This window comes from Sporolactobacillus terrae (assembly GCF_019930545.1).
Lineage (GTDB): Bacteria > Bacillota > Bacilli > Bacillales > Sporolactobacillaceae > Sporolactobacillus > Sporolactobacillus terrae.
Genome location: NZ_CP082837.1, coordinates 1 through 17,611 on the forward strand (window position 1 = coordinate 1; position 17,611 = coordinate 17,611).

15 protein-coding genes and 1 pseudogene are annotated in these 17,611 nt (G+C 41.3%); 8 read left to right on the plus strand and 8 right to left on the minus strand.

Features of this window, described 5'->3' with window-relative positions; genetic code table 11:
- Positions 1-170: 170 nt before the first annotated feature.
- On the minus strand, positions 171-1,073 hold the full coding sequence (locus tag K7399_RS00005) for a helix-turn-helix domain-containing protein (protein WP_164875460.1): 903 nt from the start codon (positions 1,071-1,073) through the stop codon (positions 171-173).
- 343 nt (positions 1,074-1,416) lie between these two features.
- Between K7399_RS00005 and K7399_RS00010 the strand changes: the two genes are divergently transcribed.
- From K7399_RS00010 to K7399_RS00045, 8 genes and pseudogenes are all read left to right on the plus strand, one after another.
- Positions 1,417-2,748 carry an MFS transporter gene (locus K7399_RS00010; protein WP_128166095.1) on the plus strand — a complete coding sequence of 444 codons (1,332 nt, stop codon included), beginning with the start codon at positions 1,417-1,419 and terminating at the stop codon, positions 2,746-2,748.
- Entirely contained in the window at positions 2,748-3,800 is a 1,053-nt protein-coding gene (locus tag K7399_RS00015) for a zinc-dependent alcohol dehydrogenase (protein ID WP_128166096.1), read from the plus strand. The genes K7399_RS00010 and K7399_RS00015 overlap by 1 nt, the downstream gene beginning before the upstream one ends.
- Positions 3,787-4,272 (plus strand): HIT family protein, encoded by a 486-nt coding sequence (locus tag K7399_RS00020; RefSeq protein WP_223362434.1) that lies wholly within the window; start codon positions 3,787-3,789, stop codon positions 4,270-4,272. The genes K7399_RS00015 and K7399_RS00020 overlap by 14 nt, the downstream gene beginning before the upstream one ends.
- Positions 4,269-4,781 (plus strand): D-lyxose/D-mannose family sugar isomerase, encoded by a 513-nt coding sequence (locus K7399_RS00025; protein ID WP_128166098.1) that lies wholly within the window; start codon positions 4,269-4,271, stop codon positions 4,779-4,781. The genes K7399_RS00020 and K7399_RS00025 overlap by 4 nt, the downstream gene beginning before the upstream one ends.
- 74 nt (positions 4,782-4,855) lie before the next feature.
- Entirely contained in the window at positions 4,856-6,358 is a 1,503-nt protein-coding gene (xylB, locus tag K7399_RS00030; RefSeq protein WP_128166099.1) for a xylulokinase, read from the plus strand.
- A gap of 167 nt (positions 6,359-6,525) precedes the next feature.
- Positions 6,526-7,260 (plus strand): transaldolase, encoded by a 735-nt coding sequence (locus K7399_RS00035; protein WP_128166100.1) that lies wholly within the window; start codon positions 6,526-6,528, stop codon positions 7,258-7,260.
- 134 nt (positions 7,261-7,394) lie between these two features.
- A complete protein-coding gene (tkt, locus tag K7399_RS00040) occupies positions 7,395-9,407 on the plus strand; it encodes a transketolase (protein ID WP_128166101.1) in 2,013 nt (670 codons plus the stop codon).
- Between the two features lie 63 nt (positions 9,408-9,470).
- Positions 9,471-9,758 (plus strand): annotated as a pseudogene (locus K7399_RS00045) (RpiB/LacA/LacB family sugar-phosphate isomerase).
- A 461-nt stretch (positions 9,759-10,219) separates the two neighbouring features.
- Here K7399_RS00045 and K7399_RS00050 read toward each other — a convergent pair.
- The 7 genes from K7399_RS00050 to K7399_RS00080 all read right to left on the minus strand — a co-directional run bounded on the left by K7399_RS00050 (position 10,220) and on the right by K7399_RS00080 (position 17,572).
- Positions 10,220-11,860 (minus strand): amidase, encoded by a 1,641-nt coding sequence (locus tag K7399_RS00050; RefSeq protein WP_223362435.1) that lies wholly within the window; start codon positions 11,858-11,860, stop codon positions 10,220-10,222.
- Entirely contained in the window at positions 11,847-13,202 is a 1,356-nt protein-coding gene (locus K7399_RS00055; RefSeq protein ID WP_307722998.1) for an APC family permease, read from the minus strand. The genes K7399_RS00050 and K7399_RS00055 overlap by 14 nt, the downstream gene beginning before the upstream one ends.
- Positions 13,203-13,219: 17 nt before the next feature.
- Positions 13,220-14,122 carry an acetamidase/formamidase family protein gene (locus K7399_RS00060; RefSeq protein ID WP_128166103.1) on the minus strand — a complete coding sequence of 301 codons (903 nt, stop codon included), beginning with the start codon at positions 14,120-14,122 and terminating at the stop codon, positions 13,220-13,222.
- Between the two features lie 90 nt (positions 14,123-14,212).
- Entirely contained in the window at positions 14,213-15,310 is a 1,098-nt protein-coding gene (locus tag K7399_RS00065) for a hypothetical protein (protein WP_128166104.1), read from the minus strand.
- Positions 15,311-15,585: 275 nt separating this feature from the next.
- The gene (locus K7399_RS00070) at positions 15,586-16,290 is read right to left on the minus strand and encodes a response regulator transcription factor (RefSeq protein WP_128166105.1); all 705 of its coding nucleotides are present in this window, start codon (positions 16,288-16,290) and stop codon (positions 15,586-15,588) included.
- Positions 16,290-17,033 carry a sensor histidine kinase gene (locus K7399_RS00075; protein WP_128166106.1) on the minus strand — a complete coding sequence of 248 codons (744 nt, stop codon included), beginning with the start codon at positions 17,031-17,033 and terminating at the stop codon, positions 16,290-16,292. The genes K7399_RS00070 and K7399_RS00075 overlap by 1 nt, the downstream gene beginning before the upstream one ends.
- On the minus strand, positions 17,030-17,572 hold the full coding sequence (locus K7399_RS00080) for a hypothetical protein (protein ID WP_128166107.1): 543 nt from the start codon (positions 17,570-17,572) through the stop codon (positions 17,030-17,032). Before K7399_RS00080 ends, K7399_RS00075 begins: the two co-directional genes overlap by 4 nt.
- Positions 17,573-17,611: the final 39 nt, after the last annotated feature.

Here is a 17,611-nt window from a genome sequence, read left to right on the forward strand (position 1 = left end):
GATTTGTTCCTTGAACTCTTTTGAAAAAGTTCTCCGTTCCTTTTTCATGTTTCCGGTCTCCCTTGGAATAGTTGAACCAAGTGTACATGACCTTAAATTATTTGTCCAATTAATTGTAACCTATCCAATGCATTATTTGACGCGCTAACTGTGAAACATTAGCGTTATATTTAACTACTGTCTCTGCTATATATAAAAACATTGCCTTTTTTATGGACCTCAGGTTGTTTAGCTATATCAAAGTTCTTCATTAGTGTGATATTCTCTAATCTCTTTCTTTTTATTTGACTCCTATACTTTCTGGGAGATACTTTTTCATATCTTGTAAATAATTTTGTAAAATATGTTGCTTCCATCCCAACTTTGTTAGCAATCAGTTCAATAGAATCATGAGTATATTCTAAAAAGGATTTAGCTTGTTCAATTCGGATAATTTGCAGTGCTTGAATAGGCGTTAAATTAAGATTGTCCTTAAATAATTTAATAATATAATTCTTACTGTAACTAAATTTGTTGCTAAGATAATTTAAGGTGATTGGCTGTGAATAATGTTTTTGCATATAATCTAGAATGGTAAACTTTTTATTTGTTGACAGTACTTTTTCTCGCAACTCAAAACTCAGTTTGCGCTTAGTGTTCTCCTGCTTTTTCATATTTTTAATAAACCTTAAAATGAAATATTTTAAATAAGAATCTAACGCCATTAACGATATAGCACAATCAGGTGAGTTTTCATCCAATGAACGTGCTTCTGTTAGTAAATATTTTAATTCATCACCCGATTCCAACTGATATACATCTTTAGTAAGATATTTATTCAGCATGTGAGCTAATGAAGAATCGATAATAAATTTAATATCTACAACTACTGACTCACGAGTGAAAGAAAACTCGTGAGTTTTATTTTTTTTAATAATACAAATCTCATTGGGAAAAAGATGATAAGTTTTCTTGTCAATAATAGTAGTAGCTCTGCCATTTAATAAAAGCTGAAGTTGATAAAAGTTATGTTTGTGTTTATTTACAGTATCTTTGGGATTATATACCTTTCCGCTTATCCAAAGGATTGTCATCTGCAGGTCCCTTAAGTTCCTCGACATTTTTAATAGCCACCCATCGTTTTAATGTGATTAGAGTGATTTTGACCAGGAGTTGTGTGATTTTAGACGATAAATGAAACACGAACCAATGCTATATTATACACGCAGCCAAAACGGTACCGCTTACAGTAAGCGCTTACTCGTATGTGCATCATTAATTTAACACAATGGTTACCGGATTAAAAGTAGAGTATTAAGTTATCCAGCACCCTTTTCTAGACGTAGAAAAGTCAATGCGCATTTGGGTTATTACGAATACCCTCATCGATTTTTTATACCAGGATCGATTTGAAAAATCTCTATAGGAGATGAAATCATGGATAATATTGAAACACAAACCGTTAAAAAGGTTATGTGGCATGTTATACCATACCTATTTATTATCTATTTTGTTGCATTCCTTGATAGAAGCAGTATCACTTATGCTTCAATAGGCGGTATGGATGAGAATTTAGGCCTAACTGCGACAACATACGGTTTTATATCGGGATTTTTCTTTGTAGGTTACTTCTTGTTTGGTATTCCAGGAAACATGATACTTGAAAAAATCGGGGCTCGTAAATGGATGGGATTTATCCTCATTTTCTGGGGGGCTGTTACGGTCATTACTGGATTTGTGAACTCAATACCAGTATTAATCACATTGCGATTCTTGTTAGGTGTCGCAGAAGCTGGGTTATTTCCGGGTATGACGTTGTATATCACTTATTGGATTCAAACAAAAGATAGAGCACTTGCTATTGCTGCTTTTATGATAGCGCCTCCACTGGCAAATTGTATTGGAGCACCTGTTTCAACCTGGATTATTACGCAGGTTCATAATGTTATCGGTTTAGATGGTTGGCGTTGGTTGTTTATCATCGTTGGGTTACCTGCAGTGCTTCTCGGCCTTTTCACATTTATGTATTTGAGTGATAAACCGAAAAATGCGAAATGGTTAAGTAATGAAGAGAAGAATTGGTTAATTGATCAACTTCAGAGTGACTATAAGAAAATTGAGGAAAACAAAGTTGTGAGTGCTCCTTTTAAAGAAGCATTTGCCAATAAAAAAATTTGGAAAATGACCTCAATTAACTTCTTTTATTGCATTGGATTATATGGAATCACCTTTTGGCTTCCCAAGATGGTGCAATCTCTCTCCAATTCTTTTACAACGATGCAGATTGGATTAATCAGTGCCATTCCTTATCTATTGGGTACCATTGCATTAATTATCAATGGTCGTCATTCAGATAAAACGGGTGAAAGGATCTACCATACGGCGTTTGGCGCGATCTTAGGTGGTCTAGGTTTTATTGGATCCGCTTTAACATTTAATATTCCTGTCCTTTCGATTACGATGATTTGTCTTGCGGCTATTGGAATTTATGCTTATTCCGGTCCTTATTGGGCGATTACGACTGCAGTCGATCCAAGAATTGCAGCTGTCGGCTTAGGGATTGTCAATGCCGTTGGAAATTTTGGTGGGTTCTTTGGCCCTTACGCGATTGGCTGGCTCAATGATGCGACTGAGTCTATAACAATAGCCATGTATTTCTTAGCTGCTGTCTTAATTTTGACAGGTCTGATTGTTATCTCTTTAAGAGGGAAAACAACTAAAAATAAACCTGTAATGCATCATCAATCAAATTCTGGGAGGAATTTATAATGGTTAGAAAAATGGAAGTTCCGGATTTACAATTAGTTGACCATGGTGGCAAGGGGACACAATTAGTTGCGGTTATGGAAGACATCGGTAAAATTGATATTCGTCATGCATTAATTCCAAAGCCAAAAAAGAACGAAATTCGTGTTGATGTGAAATGGGTCGGGATCTGCGGTAGTGATCTAGAAGTCTATCGAGGAGCACGTACTCCGGAATTCTTAAGTTACCCAATGCGTCTGGGACATGAAGTTGCCGGTATTATTGATGCGGTTGGTGAAGATGTTGTTGGCCTGCAAGTGGGTGATCATGTTGCATTACGGTATGTATGGGGAGCATTTGCTGAATATATTACATGTGATCCCTTCTCAGCAGTCGTTTTACCAGAAAGCTTTCCATTGATGCATGGTTCTATGATTGAAATATCACCGACGTTGTTGACTGCCGCTGAACGCGGTGACATCTCTCAACATAAAAACGTTTTAATCATGGGCCAAGGTGTTAGTGGCTTGCAATTAACACAAGTCGTGCATCTATATAGTCCGAAGAATTTAGTTGTAACTGATTTGTTTGATGAAAAACTAGAGTTGGCTAAAGAGTTTGGTGCAACACGCACATACAAGATCCCAACACCGGAAACACCAACAATGGATGTTGTCGGAAAGGACTTTCCAGACGGCTTTGATGTTGTCATTCCAGCGTTACTTGAAGGTGATGGCATGACTGATGCGCTCGAATGTGCGACTCAAGATGGACGAATTGTGATGTATGGTTCAATTGGAAAGACAGATAAAACAATGGATTTCTTTAAGATGCACCGCAAGAGGGTCGATATTGTTACAACTGAACCAAAACGTGATATTGATAATCATCGTTTATTTGTTGAAGGGCGTGATCTTGTTTTAAATGGCTTAATTAATACAAAAAAAACCGTGACACAAGTTTTCCCTCTCGAAAAAATTCAAGAAGCATTCGATTTGAGGAACAAACGTCGGGGGGATGTCATCCATGTTATGATCGATTGCGATGTTAAGAAGAAGACAGATGAAAATAATTAAAAAAGAAGGAAATGTTATGAATCCGGATCGATACAACCGATGCTGTTTCTATTGTACCCACAATGAAACCTTACATGAACGGATGATCGAAATTAAACCATTACACGTTTCAACATTTTACTTGAATAGAGATCAGACCCATAGAGGAAGATCGATTGTCGCTTTAAACTGGCACGTGGATGAACTCTTTCAGTTAAGCAATGTTGAGCGAAACGAGTTTGCCGATGATGTTGCTCACGCTGCACAAACACTCGCGAAAGTATTCAGTCCAGATAAAATTAATTATGCCATATACGGTGACAGCGTATCCCATCTCCATGTTCACTTAGTTCCTAAATACAAAACGGATTTTGATTGGGACGATGCATTCGTTAACAATCCATCCGAACCTAAAAAACTGACTGAATATGATTACCAAAATTTGATTCAAGGGATAAAAGCCAACTTGGTATACGAGGAGGATTTAGAATGAGCCACCAAGTTAAAAACAGAGCATTAAAAATGTATGCCGATGCACATATAGCATTGAGCTCAGATGAAATCGAGAATATGGAGTTTGCTGATTTCGGCTTAGGTCGTATTGAAAAAGAGGGTCTTATTTTAGTGGTGTACGAGAATAACGACAGATATTGCTCAAAGGAGATGGTTTTATTGCCTGGAATGACTTGCCCGGAGCATCGCCATCCAGATCATGATGGTCAAATTGGAAAACAAGAAACATTTCGCTGCCGTCAAGGTCAGGTATATCTCTATGTTGAGGGTAAGCCAACCGATAACATTCAGGCCAGTATTCCTGAGGGGAGCAAAGACTATTATACAATTCGCCATGAAATTGTATTGTATCCTGGTGAACAATATACGATCAAACCAAATACGCTGCATTGGTTTCAAGCGGGTGCTGAAGGCGCGATCGTTAGTGAGTTTTCTTCACCAAGTGATGATTCAACGGATATCTTTACAGATCCAAACATCGTAAGATAATAAAGCACGATAGTGAGGGGATCGAGAAAAATCTTGGTCTCCTTTTTTAAAAAAGTGAAGAGGAATTGAATAAAATGGATAAATATGTGCTTGGAATTGACTTAGGAACGAGTGCAGTCAAGATTATTTTAGTCAATCAGTCTGGAAAAATCGTATCAGAAGCATATCATGAATACCCTCTGATTCAATCACAGTCTGGCTTTAGTGAACAGAATCCTGAAGATTGGATTTCCGCAGTCTATTCTGGGATTCAAACGGTTTTAAAAAAAGTAACTATCAAACCTGAAGCAATTGAAGGGTTGAGCTTTTCTGGCCAGATGCATGGACTCGTTTTATTAGATACAGTGAATACAGTTTTAAGGCCGGCTATTTTGTGGAATGATACGAGAACAACAAAGCAAAGTCAGGAAATTTTACAGAAAATGCGTGACTTTATCAGTATCACGAAGAACAAACCGCTCGAAGGGTTCACTTTGCCTAAGATTTTGTGGGTGAAAGAAAATGAACCGGAAACCTTTGCTAAAGTTAAAACCATTCTCCTTCCGAAAGATTATGTACGTTTCAGAATGACAGGAGTACTGAATATTGATTATTCTGATGCTGCCGGTACAGTAATGATGGACGTGGAAAAACACCAATGGAGTCATGCGATTTGTGACTTGTTTGGGATTCCAATGAATATTCTGCCGCCTCTTATTAATGCATCGGATGAAGTAGGTACGATTACGAAGGAAACAGCGGTATTAACAGGATTGTCGCCAAAAGTAAGAGTTTTCGCTGGTGGTGCAGATAACGCATGTGGTGCGATTGGTGCGGGAATCATAAACGAAAATGAAGCGATGTGTAGTATTGGTACATCAGGAATCATTTTGACTTATGAAAAAGGTATGCGAGATTATCACGGAGATATTCATTTCTTTAATCACGCATTAAACAATGCCTATTATTCGATGGGTGTAACGCTTTCAGCTGGCTACAGTCTCAGTTGGTTTAAACGTAATTTTGGCAAAACCCTAACTATGGAAGAATTTGTTACTTTAGCTGAAAAATCACCAGTTGGAGCGAATAGATTGTTGTTTACGCCATACTTGATTGGCGAACGGACACCTTATGCAGATTCAAACATTCGTGGCAGTTTCATCGGTTTAGATGCCATGCAAACCGAAGGAGATTTTATCAGAGCTGTTTTAGAAGGGATTGTTTTTTCTTTGAAAGATATCCTGTCTGTTTACATGTGCTATCAAAAATCAATTGAAACCATTGTGTCCATTGGAGGCGGAGCTAAAAGCAAATTATGGTTACAAATGCAGGCGGATATCTTCAATCGACGTATCATCACCTTAAAAACAGAAAACGGGCCAAGTTATGGTGCTGCAATGATCGCAGCTGTTGGCCTTCACTGGTTCAACAATTTCAAAGAGTGTTTTGATCAATTCATTCAAGTGGGGGATATTTACTTTCCACAAAAAGAAAATGTTGACAAATATAATGAATACTACGGACTGTATCAAGAAGTTTATAAGGATACGAGATCATTAAGTGAAAAATTATTAGAAATTGAAAGAATACCAAGATAATACTGAGCATTCCTTTCAACGTTTTGTAACCTGTCTAATTGTCAGTGAGAATATAGAAGCTATTGAAGAGTCTTAAATAATATTAAATTAGAACTCTTTTAAATGATTTAATGATCATGATTAAACTGTTTGATTAGTAATCTAACGAATAAAAAGGTGGAATAGAAATGAGTCGTTTAAACGTTAAGATTTACGCAGACGGTGCGCATCTGGAGGAAATGCTGGCAGCCTACAAGACGGGATTTGTGAAAGGATTCACGACAAATCCAAGCTTAATGAAAAAAGCCGGAGTCAAGGATTACGTCGCCTTTGCCAAAGAAGTCGTTGAAAAGATTCCGGATTTGCCGCTGTCGTTCGAAGTGTTCGCCGACGATTTCGAAACAATGGAGAAAGAGGCACAAAAGATCCACTCCTTTGGCAAGAACGTCTTCATTAAGATCCCGATTACAAATACGAAGGGCGAATCCTCGATTCCGTTGATCAAAAAGCTGGAGGACAAAGGTTATTCGCTGAACATCACAGCGATTTTGACCATCAAGCAGGTCGAAGAAACCGTCTCGGCGCTGAATCCGGAAGTGGAGAATATTGTCTCCGTTTTTGCCGGACGGATCGCAGATACGGGACGGGATCCAATTCCTTACATGAAAAAAGCTGTGGAAATCTGTGGAACGAAGAAAGGGGCCAATCTCTTGTGGGCAAGCTCGCGTGAACTGTTTAATGTGTACGAAGCTGATCGGCTCGGCGTCGACATCATCACCTGCACACCGGCAATCATTGAGAAGCTGAAAAAAGTCGGCAAAGCGCCTGAGCAGGTGTCACTCGATACAGTCAAAGGCTTTAACAAGGACATCCAGTCGCTTGGCTACACGATTCTGACCGATGATGAAATCGCTGCGAAGTGAAGTGAATGTTTTGATCCTTCGGTTAAAAGGATGCCGGAGATCAGGTACCCGTGTATACGTGTTCCAACATTATTGTAAGCGTTTCCTTCGTGGCGGGTGTTTGTCAGTGAACAAGCGAAAAAGGAGAGATAGAAATGCCAGTATCCATCGATGAACTGTCGATCAACACGATCCGAACTCTGTCAATCGATGCCATTGAAAAAGCCAACTCCGGTCACCCAGGCCTGCCGATGGGGGCGGCACCGATGGCCTATACCCTATGGGCGAAGAAGATGAAACACAATCCGGCCAATCCGAACTGGTTTAACCGCGACCGCTTCGTGTTGTCGGCGGGGCACGGCTCGATGTTGCTGTACAGCCTGCTTCACCTGTTCGGCTACGGGCTGCCGCTGGAGGAGCTGAAACAATTCCGCCAGTGGGGTAGCCGGACGCCGGGCCATCCAGAATACGGCCATACAGCCGGGATCGAGGCCACAACCGGGCCGCTCGGTCAGGGGATCGCGATGGCGGTTGGTATGGCGATGGCCGAAGCCCATCTGGCGGCGACGTACAACCACGACGACTATGAAATCGTGAATCATCATACGTATGCCCTGTGCGGTGATGGCGATCTGATGGAAGGGGTGGCCAGCGAAGCTGCTTCGCTCGCCGGGCGCCTCGCGTTGGGCCGGCTGGTCCTGCTCTACGATTCCAACAAGATCTCACTGGACGGCAGGCTGGACATGTCGTTCAGCGAAAATGTCCGTCAGCGTTTTGACGCTTATGGCTGGCAGACGCTGCTTGTTACGGACGGCAATGACGTCTCAGCGGTCAAAAAAGCGCTTGATGAAGCAGCCGCGGATGAGAATCGTCCGACACTGATCGAGGTATGTACGACAATCGGCTACGGGGCACCCGGCGTCGCCGGAACCAACAAGGTGCATGGCAATCCGCTCGGCGCGGAAGCTGCGGCGGGGGCAAAGAAAGCCTATGGCTGGACATCCGAGCCGTTCACGGTGCCGGAAGATGTGCGCGCACATTTCCAGGAGATCGCTTCAGACGGACAGAAAGCCGAAGACGCCTGGCGTCTCCAGTTCGCTGCCTATGAACAGGCGTATCCGGAGCTGGCAGCGCAGCTGAAACGAGCGATCAACGGCGAGCTGCCCGTTGGCTATGCCGATCAGCTGCCGATCTATGAACCGGGAACGAAGAAAGCGACGAGGGCCACATCCGGCGAGGTTATCAACGGGCTGGCAGGGACGGTGCCGCAGCTGTTCGGCGGGGCGGCGGATCTGTCCTCATCGACGAAAACGACGATCCAATCGAGCGGCGATTTTCTCCCGTCTGATTACAGCGGCCGCAACGTCTGGTTCGGCGTCCGTGAATTTGCGATGTTTGCTGCGGCCAACGGCATGGCGCTGCACGGCGGCGTGATCCCGTTCGGTGCGACCTTCTTCACTTTCTCGGATTACGCGAAACCGGCCATTCGGCTCGCTGCACTGATGGGCATCCCGTCCATCTTTGTGTTCACGCACGACTCGATTGCAGTCGGAGAAGATGGACCGACCCACGAGCCGATTGAGCAGCTCGCCGGTCTGCGGGCGATCCCGAACTTGAACGTGATCCGTCCGGCCGATGGCAATGAAGTGCGCGAAGCGTGGAAGCTGGCGGTGGAGAGCCGCAACCGGCCGACCGTGCTCGTCCTAACCCGGCAGAATGTCGAAACGATTGTAGGCGAAGCACAGGGCGCAGCCGAAGGTATCCGTAAAGGCGGTTATATTGTCAGCGAAACTGCGAGTGGAAGGCCGGAAGCCATCCTGATCGCGACCGGTTCGGAAGTGGCACTCGCCGCGTCCGCTCAAAAACTCCTGCAACAGCAGGGCACGGCGGTGCGTGTAGTCAGCCTGCCGTCCTGGGAGCTGTTCCAGAAGCAGCCGCAGGCTTACCGGGATGCCGTCCTCCCACCGGAAATTACTGCACGGGTCGGCATTGAAATGGCTGCCTCGCTCGGTTGGCATGAGTTCGTCGGGTCTGAAGGTGCGCTGGTCACCATTGACCAGTTTGGAGCATCCGCCCCGAGTGATCAGGTAATCGCAGAATACGGGTTCACACCGGAAAAAGTAGCTGCGATAACGAAGAAACTAGTAAAGGACCTGCATAATATTTAACTCAGTACGATGATGCTTGAGAGTGACAACGGATCAGCTACTGAGAAAGAAGGTGATCCTGAATTGAAAACCGCTATTGGTTGTGATCATACAGGTTTTGAACTGAAACCAGCGATCATCGAACACTTAAAGGAAAGAAGGAAAACTGCACTGGATAAAGGTGCCTTTTCTCATGAGCGGGCTGATTATCCAGTCTATGCGAAAAAAGTGGCGGGTGCAGTTGTCAGTTAAGAAGCAGATCTGAGCATTTTGATCTGTGGAACTGGAATCGGCATATCAATAGCGGCAAATAAAGTGCAGGAAACCATGCTTTTTTTGCAACGAAATTTTTTCAGTAGAAATGGGACGTGAGCATAATCATAGTGCGGGCAAAGGTCACAGATCAAGACGCCATAGGGTGCTCTTTACGAAAAGCAAAGTCATTCAGACCTACGAAAGGAAAGTGGGGCTCTCTGTAAACGGGTACCTATGTCAAGGACACATTAAAAAAGAGATTAAGCGACTAGAAGATGATTCCTATACTGAATGGGAGTCATCTTTTTTAATTTCACTGATAGCGATAATTATTATAGTAACCCATATAGTGAATGGTTTTCGCTCTAGATTCTCCTAAAAAAGCGGTGTCTAAATCTGGTATCCGCATTAGCCTTATCTTTTTAGTCTCAGTTTGAAAAAACGCTGAGACAGTCTTTTTTGCGTGATAAAATAATGAAACAGAGCTGAATAAATTAAGAGGGTTCGATGCCTTTATTTACCATAAAACGAGCAGCCTAAGTTCATAGAGTCAGCTGCTCGTTGTTTGGCATATTCACTTATTGATTATTTTCTTTTTTCATATCTTTACTGTTGACCGATTTCGTGTACTTATAGTTCGTCATTTTTTCATATGCGTGAGCAGCTGTTAAAAGTGTATCTTCTTCTCCATATCTCCCGATCAGCATCATTCCTACAGGCAATCCGTTCGAGTATCCGCATGGAACGTTTAGTGCAGGATGACCAGTAACGTTGAATACACCTGTATTCGTATCTACTCCAAACGATCTTTTGATCTGTTCTTCAAGACGAGCATTCTTTTGGGGCAGCCTTGTCGCTTTGTAAGGAACCGTTGGCATAATTAAAATGTCGTATCTTTGAAAGGCTCGATCATAGTCCATTCTTAATTTTCTGCCTAGATTTTGAGCCTTAGCGTAGTATCTGCCATGGTAGGCTTGCTGCATATATTGTCCGGTTAGGATGGTAATTTTCGCAGCAGCTGATAAGTCATCTGCATGAGCTGCCATACCTTTTGCAAATGAGTCCAGCAACTGAGTTTGGTGATAACCTTTCCAGCTTGTCCCCAGTGCGTTTCCACGAAACATTTGAACGGCAGTCCCTTCAGTATTAATTATGTTTGATAAGTGGATGCCTTCGCGATGCATCGCCACTGAAACATGTTCGACTCTGGCACCTGATTTTTGAAAGGAGTTGGCAGCGTCAAGCACCATTTGATCGACATCTTCTTCAGAAAACGACCAATTGAATCCCTCGGCAACAATTCCTATGTTCATCCCTTCAATGGTATCAGTTAAACGATTTATATAAGATTTTTTTTGAAAGAAATATTGACGTGGATCAAGACCATCCGGACCTGCAATCACTTCTAGAAGCGACGCCAAGTCCTCAGTCTTTCGTGCCATTGGACCCACATGATCTAAGGTGATATCAACGGGGAAAATACCCGTGTAGGGAACTAGTCCCCAAGTTGGTTTAAGTCCAAGAATACCACACCAGGCACTGGGCATTCGGATTGAACCGGTTTGGTCGCAACCGATTGCCATATCTACTTCTCCTGTTGCAACCAAGACTGCACTTCCGCTCGATGATCCGCCAGCCGAGTAGGCGATGTTATAGGGATTAAGAACAGGTCCTGTATCCGAAGTAAAACTACTGCAGTCACAGCAGAAGCTTTCGCAAACGGATTTTCCTAATATTTCACCCGCTTCATCTAGGATGCGAGTAACGATCGTTGCATCAATTTGCGGAATAAAGCCTTCAAGTACTTTAGATCCATTCATCATTGGTACGCCTGCAAGACTAACATTATCTTTCAGAGCGATTTTTTTACCAGCAAGTTTTCCTTGTTTTGCATGGTCGACTTCGGTTTTCCAATACCAAGCATTAAACGGATTTTCCTGTATAGAGGGGCGATACCCTGGAGAGCGTTTATAGTTAACTGGCAGATCCTGATCAATCATCTGATCCACTACTTCATAAGAGCCAAGCATATTTTCTTTAATTAACTGCTGATACGCTCTAATCTCGTCATCCTCCATCGTTAGGTGATACATAGTTAGGATGTTTTTCAACGTTTCTATATTGGGACTTCTCATATTGCCAAACCTCCAGTAACAAAAATAAACCAAGCATGAGTAGCCTGGTTTATTCTTCACAATAATTTGATCAGGAAAGATCATCCGTGATTTCTACGTTTTTACCAAAAATCTTAAGGAAAATCAGGTAAACAATGCCAATAGCAAGCCAAGTAAAACCAAGGGTCTTAGCCAGAGAATCGAGATTCCACCAAACGAAGCCAATAACACAGAATCCGATGAGCGGCATAACTAAGTACTTAAAATATTGTTTGCTCTGTTTCTTTCTTAAATAAAAGTTAATCACTGCGATGTGCAGGATTAGGAAAGAAGATAATGCTCCGAAATTAACAACCGAAGCAAGCTTACCGATCTGTGAGGCAAAGATTGTTGTTACAATCAGCGAAATTACGGCAACTAGAATGGTGCTGATATAAGGTGTTTTATACTTAGGATGTACTTTGGCGAGAACATGTGGCAGTTTTCGATCACGCGCCATGCTGTAGAGAATGCGCGAGATTGCTGTTTGAGCGACAAGCGCATCGGCAATTCCCCATGACACGGCTGTGGCAACGATTGTCACAATTCTGAGCCAGTCTCCACCTGCAATTCCTGCCACTTGGTAAAATGCAGTATCCGGATTTTTGAATGCATGATAGTCTGGGAATATGAGTGCAGCTACCCATGTTTGAATAATAAATAATACACCGACAAGAATTAGCGAGAGTACGGTTGCGCGTCCAACCGCTTTTTTTCCGCCCTTTGATTCTTCTGAGAGTGTTGAGATCGCATCAAAGCCAAGAAAACTCAATACAGCAATGGAAACAGCCCCCATTACGGTAGGTAGTGAAAATTCTGTAGGATTAAATAGTGGTTTGAAACTGAATGTTGCACCATTTACATGTTGTGTAATGGCAGTAATTCCGATGACTATAAAAATAGCCAACACGATAAATTCAAGTATGAGAATTATTTTATTGGTTTTTGCTGTAAAAACAATGCCGCGAATATTAATTAATGTATTTGATCCAATAAAAATGACGAGCCAGACAATAATTGGAATTTGCGGGATAATGTCGGCAAGTGCAACGGCGCTAACGAGATAAAGAAGTGCTGGAATAAAAATATAATCGAGCAGAATAAGCCAGCCCGCGATGAAACCAACATTATCGTTCAGTCCTCTTTGTGCATATGAATACACTGACCCGGCAATGGGGATGGCTTGTGACATTTTCGAATAGCTCAGTGCAGTGAAAAGCATACCGATCATGCCAATGGCATAAGCGAGTGCAACCATACCGTGCGATCCGATTGCAATCTGACCGTAAATTCCGAATGGAGCAATGGGGACCATAAAAATAAGTCCATAAACTAATAAGTCGGTAAATGAAAGCGCACGATTCAATTCTTGTTTGTATTCGCTTTTTCTCTCAATATTTGTTGCCAATATGTTCACCTCTTGTTTTAAATTGTATGAATGTTGTATAAGTCAAGGAACCATCTAGGAACGAAGAAACGAGCCGTACGTTTTGGATCGACAATCTGAGAAACTTGGACATCCCCGATGGCACTCATGAGCATGGTTAAATCGGCAAGAGTGAGATCGACATATTCAGATAAAAGATCAATCATTTTTTCAACGCTCTTTTGTGCAGCTGAATCCAAAGTGCTCTCCGATGCAATGAGAGCGATGCCCTTTTCATTTGATAGCAACGGGGTATCGATTTTCAGGTCATCCCTGACTTCGAAACGAACGGTTGCCGAACCAGCGATTTCTATTCCTGAGACGCCAATTTCACCGTCTCCCATAGCAGCATGCATATCTCCCAAGCCAAATAATGCGCCTTTATGGTAAATCGGGAAGTACAGTGTAGTCTTTTCTGTAATCAGCGTTGTGTCCATATTCCCACCATGTATGCCAGGTGTTCCACAATTAATTGAGCCTTCTGGTGGAGCTACACCAATGACACCAATCATTTTCCGAAAGGGAATCTTGATTTTTTCATTAAAAAGGACTTGGCCGTCCTGAATCGGAGCAATTTTGAACGAAAGTTCGTCTAATCGATGACCCAACGTGCCCAAACCTTTACCGGTTGCCAGAACACCTTTACTTTTTATCGTTATTTTGTCAATATGGACGGCTAAGACTTTGCCCGGCTCTGCACCATCGATATAGAGGGGCCCGGTTGCGGGATTGACTCGCTCCCAATCAATTGAATCGTAATTTGTACTTTCCGACTTCACTTGATCTTCAAAGCAGTCATAGGTTTCAATGATTACTTCTTCATTAGGTTTCACGTGTGCAACTGGCGCATTATCTTTGCTGAACGCATAAATCGGTTTGCCTTTCAGAATTTTTACAGTCATAACTACACCTCCAATCACTTGATACGTTTAGTATAAAAGTGAAAAAGAGCGAGAAGTTGTGATATATTATTCAGATTTTATAAAAATTCATCATTTATGTAATAAAAGCTGACATAACCAAATGATGCATTGCAAACAACCACTGAGAATCAAACAGGACATTATGCTGATCAATAGTGGTGTATGAACGATAATCAAACAAAATCCAGTAAGGAATCCAATGAGCAGGGGAGTCAAGGTCAGCATCGTGATTTTTTTTTTCGATAAGATAAGTAATAAAAAGCAAGGGATGGATACGATACATAAAATGGAAAACAGTTTGATACTGGCGAGCAGTGTGCTGTAGGAAGGGCGCAATGTGAAACATAGAAGCAAAAGGACACTTAATGTTGCCAGATGGACATTTTTAAAAAATGCAATGCCCGGATGTTTCTGTTCAGGCAGTATTAAAAAAGCAGCATCCATGATTGCTTTCATGCTGACCATCAAACTGATTAGCCCAATGGATAAAAGTGCTGAAATTAAGAATGTCATCGCGAGATCTGTGTAATTAGATAATATATGTAAAACACTATTGAATGGGTATGGAGGTATGACTGCGATACTTTGCGTAAAGACTCCGATGAATAATAAAGCAGTCACTAAGCTTGTAAAACAGAAAATTGCATTTCGATAAATGCTTTTTATTCTGTTCGCCTTCATGGAAAAATTGAGGTGCCAAAGAGAAATATTGGTGAGCATATAACCGAGATAGATAAAAATCATGATAAGAAACCACATGATTTGTTCAAGGATGTTTGAGAAAAGCTTCTGATGCAAATGATTTTGTTGAACCGTCCATACTTGATAAACCGTTTTGATCCCGTTGGTAAGATAGATATACAAGAGCAAGCAAGCGACTGTACCAAATGCAAATACAATCAGCACTCTGCTGATTTTCGATATGGCACCATAACCGCCCATTACTGAATAGACATACACAAGGAAAATCAAAGCAATGAGAATCACTATAATAGGAATCTGAAATGCCTCGGAAACGATCAAAGTGATCCAAGTAAGTTCGGAAATAAATGAGAAAAAAGCGATCAATGCCATAACAATGAGCAGACTGTTATAGGCACTCCGAGTACTCCGTTCTTTAAAAAAAGTAAGTGGAGTATGATTTGGATTACTTAAATGATCAGTCATAAGGTGGTGGATCCACTTTTGAAAGTATGTAGTGACTAAAATAAGTACAAAACAAAACCCAATAATCCAAAAAATCATTTGCTTCGAAATCACTTGGAACAAGATAAGAAAAAGATATCCTTTGAGTAAGTGCGATAAAAGAAGCAATGTTCCTTCATTTAAACCAATTTTTTTTCTTGTGATTAGGTAATCTGAAATCGAATTGTTTTTTCTCAAAAATGAAAGTGAAAATATAAGCAGTAAGAGATAAACAAAAAATAGATCATTTATAGTCATTAGAACCCTATCTTTTCTCGTTTGAATTGTGTCGGTGTCATTTGTTCATATTTTTTAAATGAGTTGGTAAAGTAGTTCTGGCTGGAGTATCCAACTGCATCTGAAATGTATTGTAAGGAGTATTCTGGATGCTCAATCATCAAACTTTTTGCCTGATTGATTCTTAATTGTGCTAAGTAATCATTAAATGAAGCATGCAGCTCATCGTTAAATTTTTTGCTCAAATAGTTTGCTGAAACATGAATATATTCTGCTACGTCCTGCAAGTGAATATTTTTAGTATAATTATTTTGTACAAACTTCATGCCTTTTTCTAAAAGCGGAGTTACAGCCGATGTACGGCTTTTCTTTCCTAATGAATCAAGCACTTCATAGAGTTCTTTTTGAATGATTGGTTTGACAATGTAATCGATCGCATTAAGCTTAATCGCTCTTTTGGCATATTCAAAGTCTTGATAAGCCGTGATAATAACAAATTTAATGCCTTTGGATAAAATTTGAAGTTTGTCAGCGAGATCTAATCCGGATTCTCCGCTTAAATGAATATCAAGTAATGCTAAGTGAATCAAATGCGTAGAAGCAATGGAAATCGCTTCGGCACCGTCTTCAGCAGAAAAGACATTCCAGTTTGGATAGCGCTTGTAAATGAGCTGAGTCAGTTGCTCTAGTTCGAGATATTCATCATCCACCATTAAGACATTCATTACTCACCCTCCATTGCCATATACGGCCAAACCACTTGGACAACGGTCTCGTTCTGTTTGTTTTTAGTGATGCTGATATCTGTGTACAGATCGAAAATAAGGCTTAATCGTTTACGAATATTTTCTAGTCCGATACCACTCGACGCATTAATATTCAGTGCAGTGCTTCCGTTGTCAATAACCTTCAGCTGCACCCAGTTCCCGAGCCGTTCAAAATAAATGGACAATTTTTTTTGTCCCTTTTTCTCATCAAGCCCATGCTTAAACGCGTTCTCTACAAGTATCTGCAGTGTATATGGCGGGATACCCGCAGGCATATCAATTGCTTCCACTTTAATTTTGATCTCTAGTTTCTTCCCAAACCTAAGTTTTTGAATACTCAAATAGTTCTTGACGTGTGTGATCTCCTCATTAAATGAAATAAGATCCTCTTTCTCTGTATATTTATATCTCAGATACATTGAGAAACTTTCAATACTTTCGATCAGTTCTTTCTGTCTATTAAGCCGGGCGAGCGAGAGGACAATATTCAGTGTATTAAACATAAAATGAGGCTGAATTTGCCTGCTTAACTGCACCAACTCACTCTCCTGCAAACGATTCTGCAAATGTATCTGCACATTCTCAAGTTCCAAAATATCAATTTCTTTTTCAAAAATAGGGAGAGAGAGCAACAAGAAAAACGAGAGGAAAATAATCAAAACACTCGTAAAAACTAACCCCTCGAATATCGAAAGAATCATAATGCACCTTCACCTACCTTTTTTCTATCATAGCATTTAATAAATTCAAAGAGTAGTTTGAGAATTTGAAAATTAGAGGAGTGTGCGCGCATCGATTTCTTTGTGGGCCTGACGCTGCTGAATGGTCTTCTGTCATCGTTCAAGCAGGCTTTCATCTCAATCCTTTTTCTCCCTTCCTTTTTGTGTTCTGTAATCCAAACAGGATAAACTGAAAATCCTGCATTGGGAGTGACGTGGCAAGCGATTGGCGTAGGAAATCTTGTTCTAGAGATACTTGGATTTTCATTGTTACTCTTATTGTCTGCACGAAAGTTTAATAGTATGATAGAAGTATCAATCATGCCAAGGAGCCGGTGCTTCAGTTGATTGACAGTTGTATACCACATCGGACTACCTCCTGAAATGGTGGTTGTCGTTACCAAGAGATTAAGAAATCTTTCGGCAACTCTTCCGGTTACTTCCAGTATATCTGTGACGGCGATCAAGCCGAGCAACACTGGATAAGGTATCATGGTAGTTTCATTATACTGATGGTTCACGCATATCAATCCACACATGCTGTCGCCGGACACTTGTGT

What these genes read in the sequence shown, in the direction of transcription:
- K7399_RS00065 (WP_128166104.1), bottom strand. Translation starts at nt 15,310, where the DNA reads ATGACTGATCATTTAAGTAATCCAAATCATACTCCACTTACTTTTTTT.
- K7399_RS00050 (WP_223362435.1), bottom strand. Translation starts at nt 11,860, where the DNA reads ATGATCTTTCCTGATCAAATTATTGTGAAGAATAAACCAGGCTACTCA.
- K7399_RS00015 (WP_128166096.1), top strand. Translation starts at nt 2,748, where the DNA reads ATGGTTAGAAAAATGGAAGTTCCGGATTTACAATTAGTTGACCATGGT.
- K7399_RS00035 (WP_128166100.1), top strand. Translation starts at nt 6,526, where the DNA reads ATGAGTCGTTTAAACGTTAAGATTTACGCAGACGGTGCGCATCTGGAG.
- K7399_RS00060 (WP_128166103.1), bottom strand. Translation starts at nt 14,122, where the DNA reads ATGACTGTAAAAATTCTGAAAGGCAAACCGATTTATGCGTTCAGCAAA.
- K7399_RS00025 (WP_128166098.1), top strand. Translation starts at nt 4,269, where the DNA reads ATGAGCCACCAAGTTAAAAACAGAGCATTAAAAATGTATGCCGATGCA.
- K7399_RS00010 (WP_128166095.1), top strand. Translation starts at nt 1,417, where the DNA reads ATGGATAATATTGAAACACAAACCGTTAAAAAGGTTATGTGGCATGTT.
- K7399_RS00020 (WP_223362434.1), top strand. Translation starts at nt 3,787, where the DNA reads ATGAAAATAATTAAAAAAGAAGGAAATGTTATGAATCCGGATCGATAC.
- xylB (WP_128166099.1), top strand. Translation starts at nt 4,856, where the DNA reads ATGGATAAATATGTGCTTGGAATTGACTTAGGAACGAGTGCAGTCAAG.
- K7399_RS00070 (WP_128166105.1), bottom strand. Translation starts at nt 16,290, where the DNA reads ATGAATGTCTTAATGGTGGATGATGAATATCTCGAACTAGAGCAACTG.
- K7399_RS00005 (WP_164875460.1), bottom strand. Translation starts at nt 1,073, where the DNA reads ATGACAATCCTTTGGATAAGCGGAAAGGTATATAATCCCAAAGATACT.
- tkt (WP_128166101.1), top strand. Translation starts at nt 7,395, where the DNA reads ATGCCAGTATCCATCGATGAACTGTCGATCAACACGATCCGAACTCTG.
- K7399_RS00075 (WP_128166106.1), bottom strand. Translation starts at nt 17,033, where the DNA reads ATGATTCTTTCGATATTCGAGGGGTTAGTTTTTACGAGTGTTTTGATT.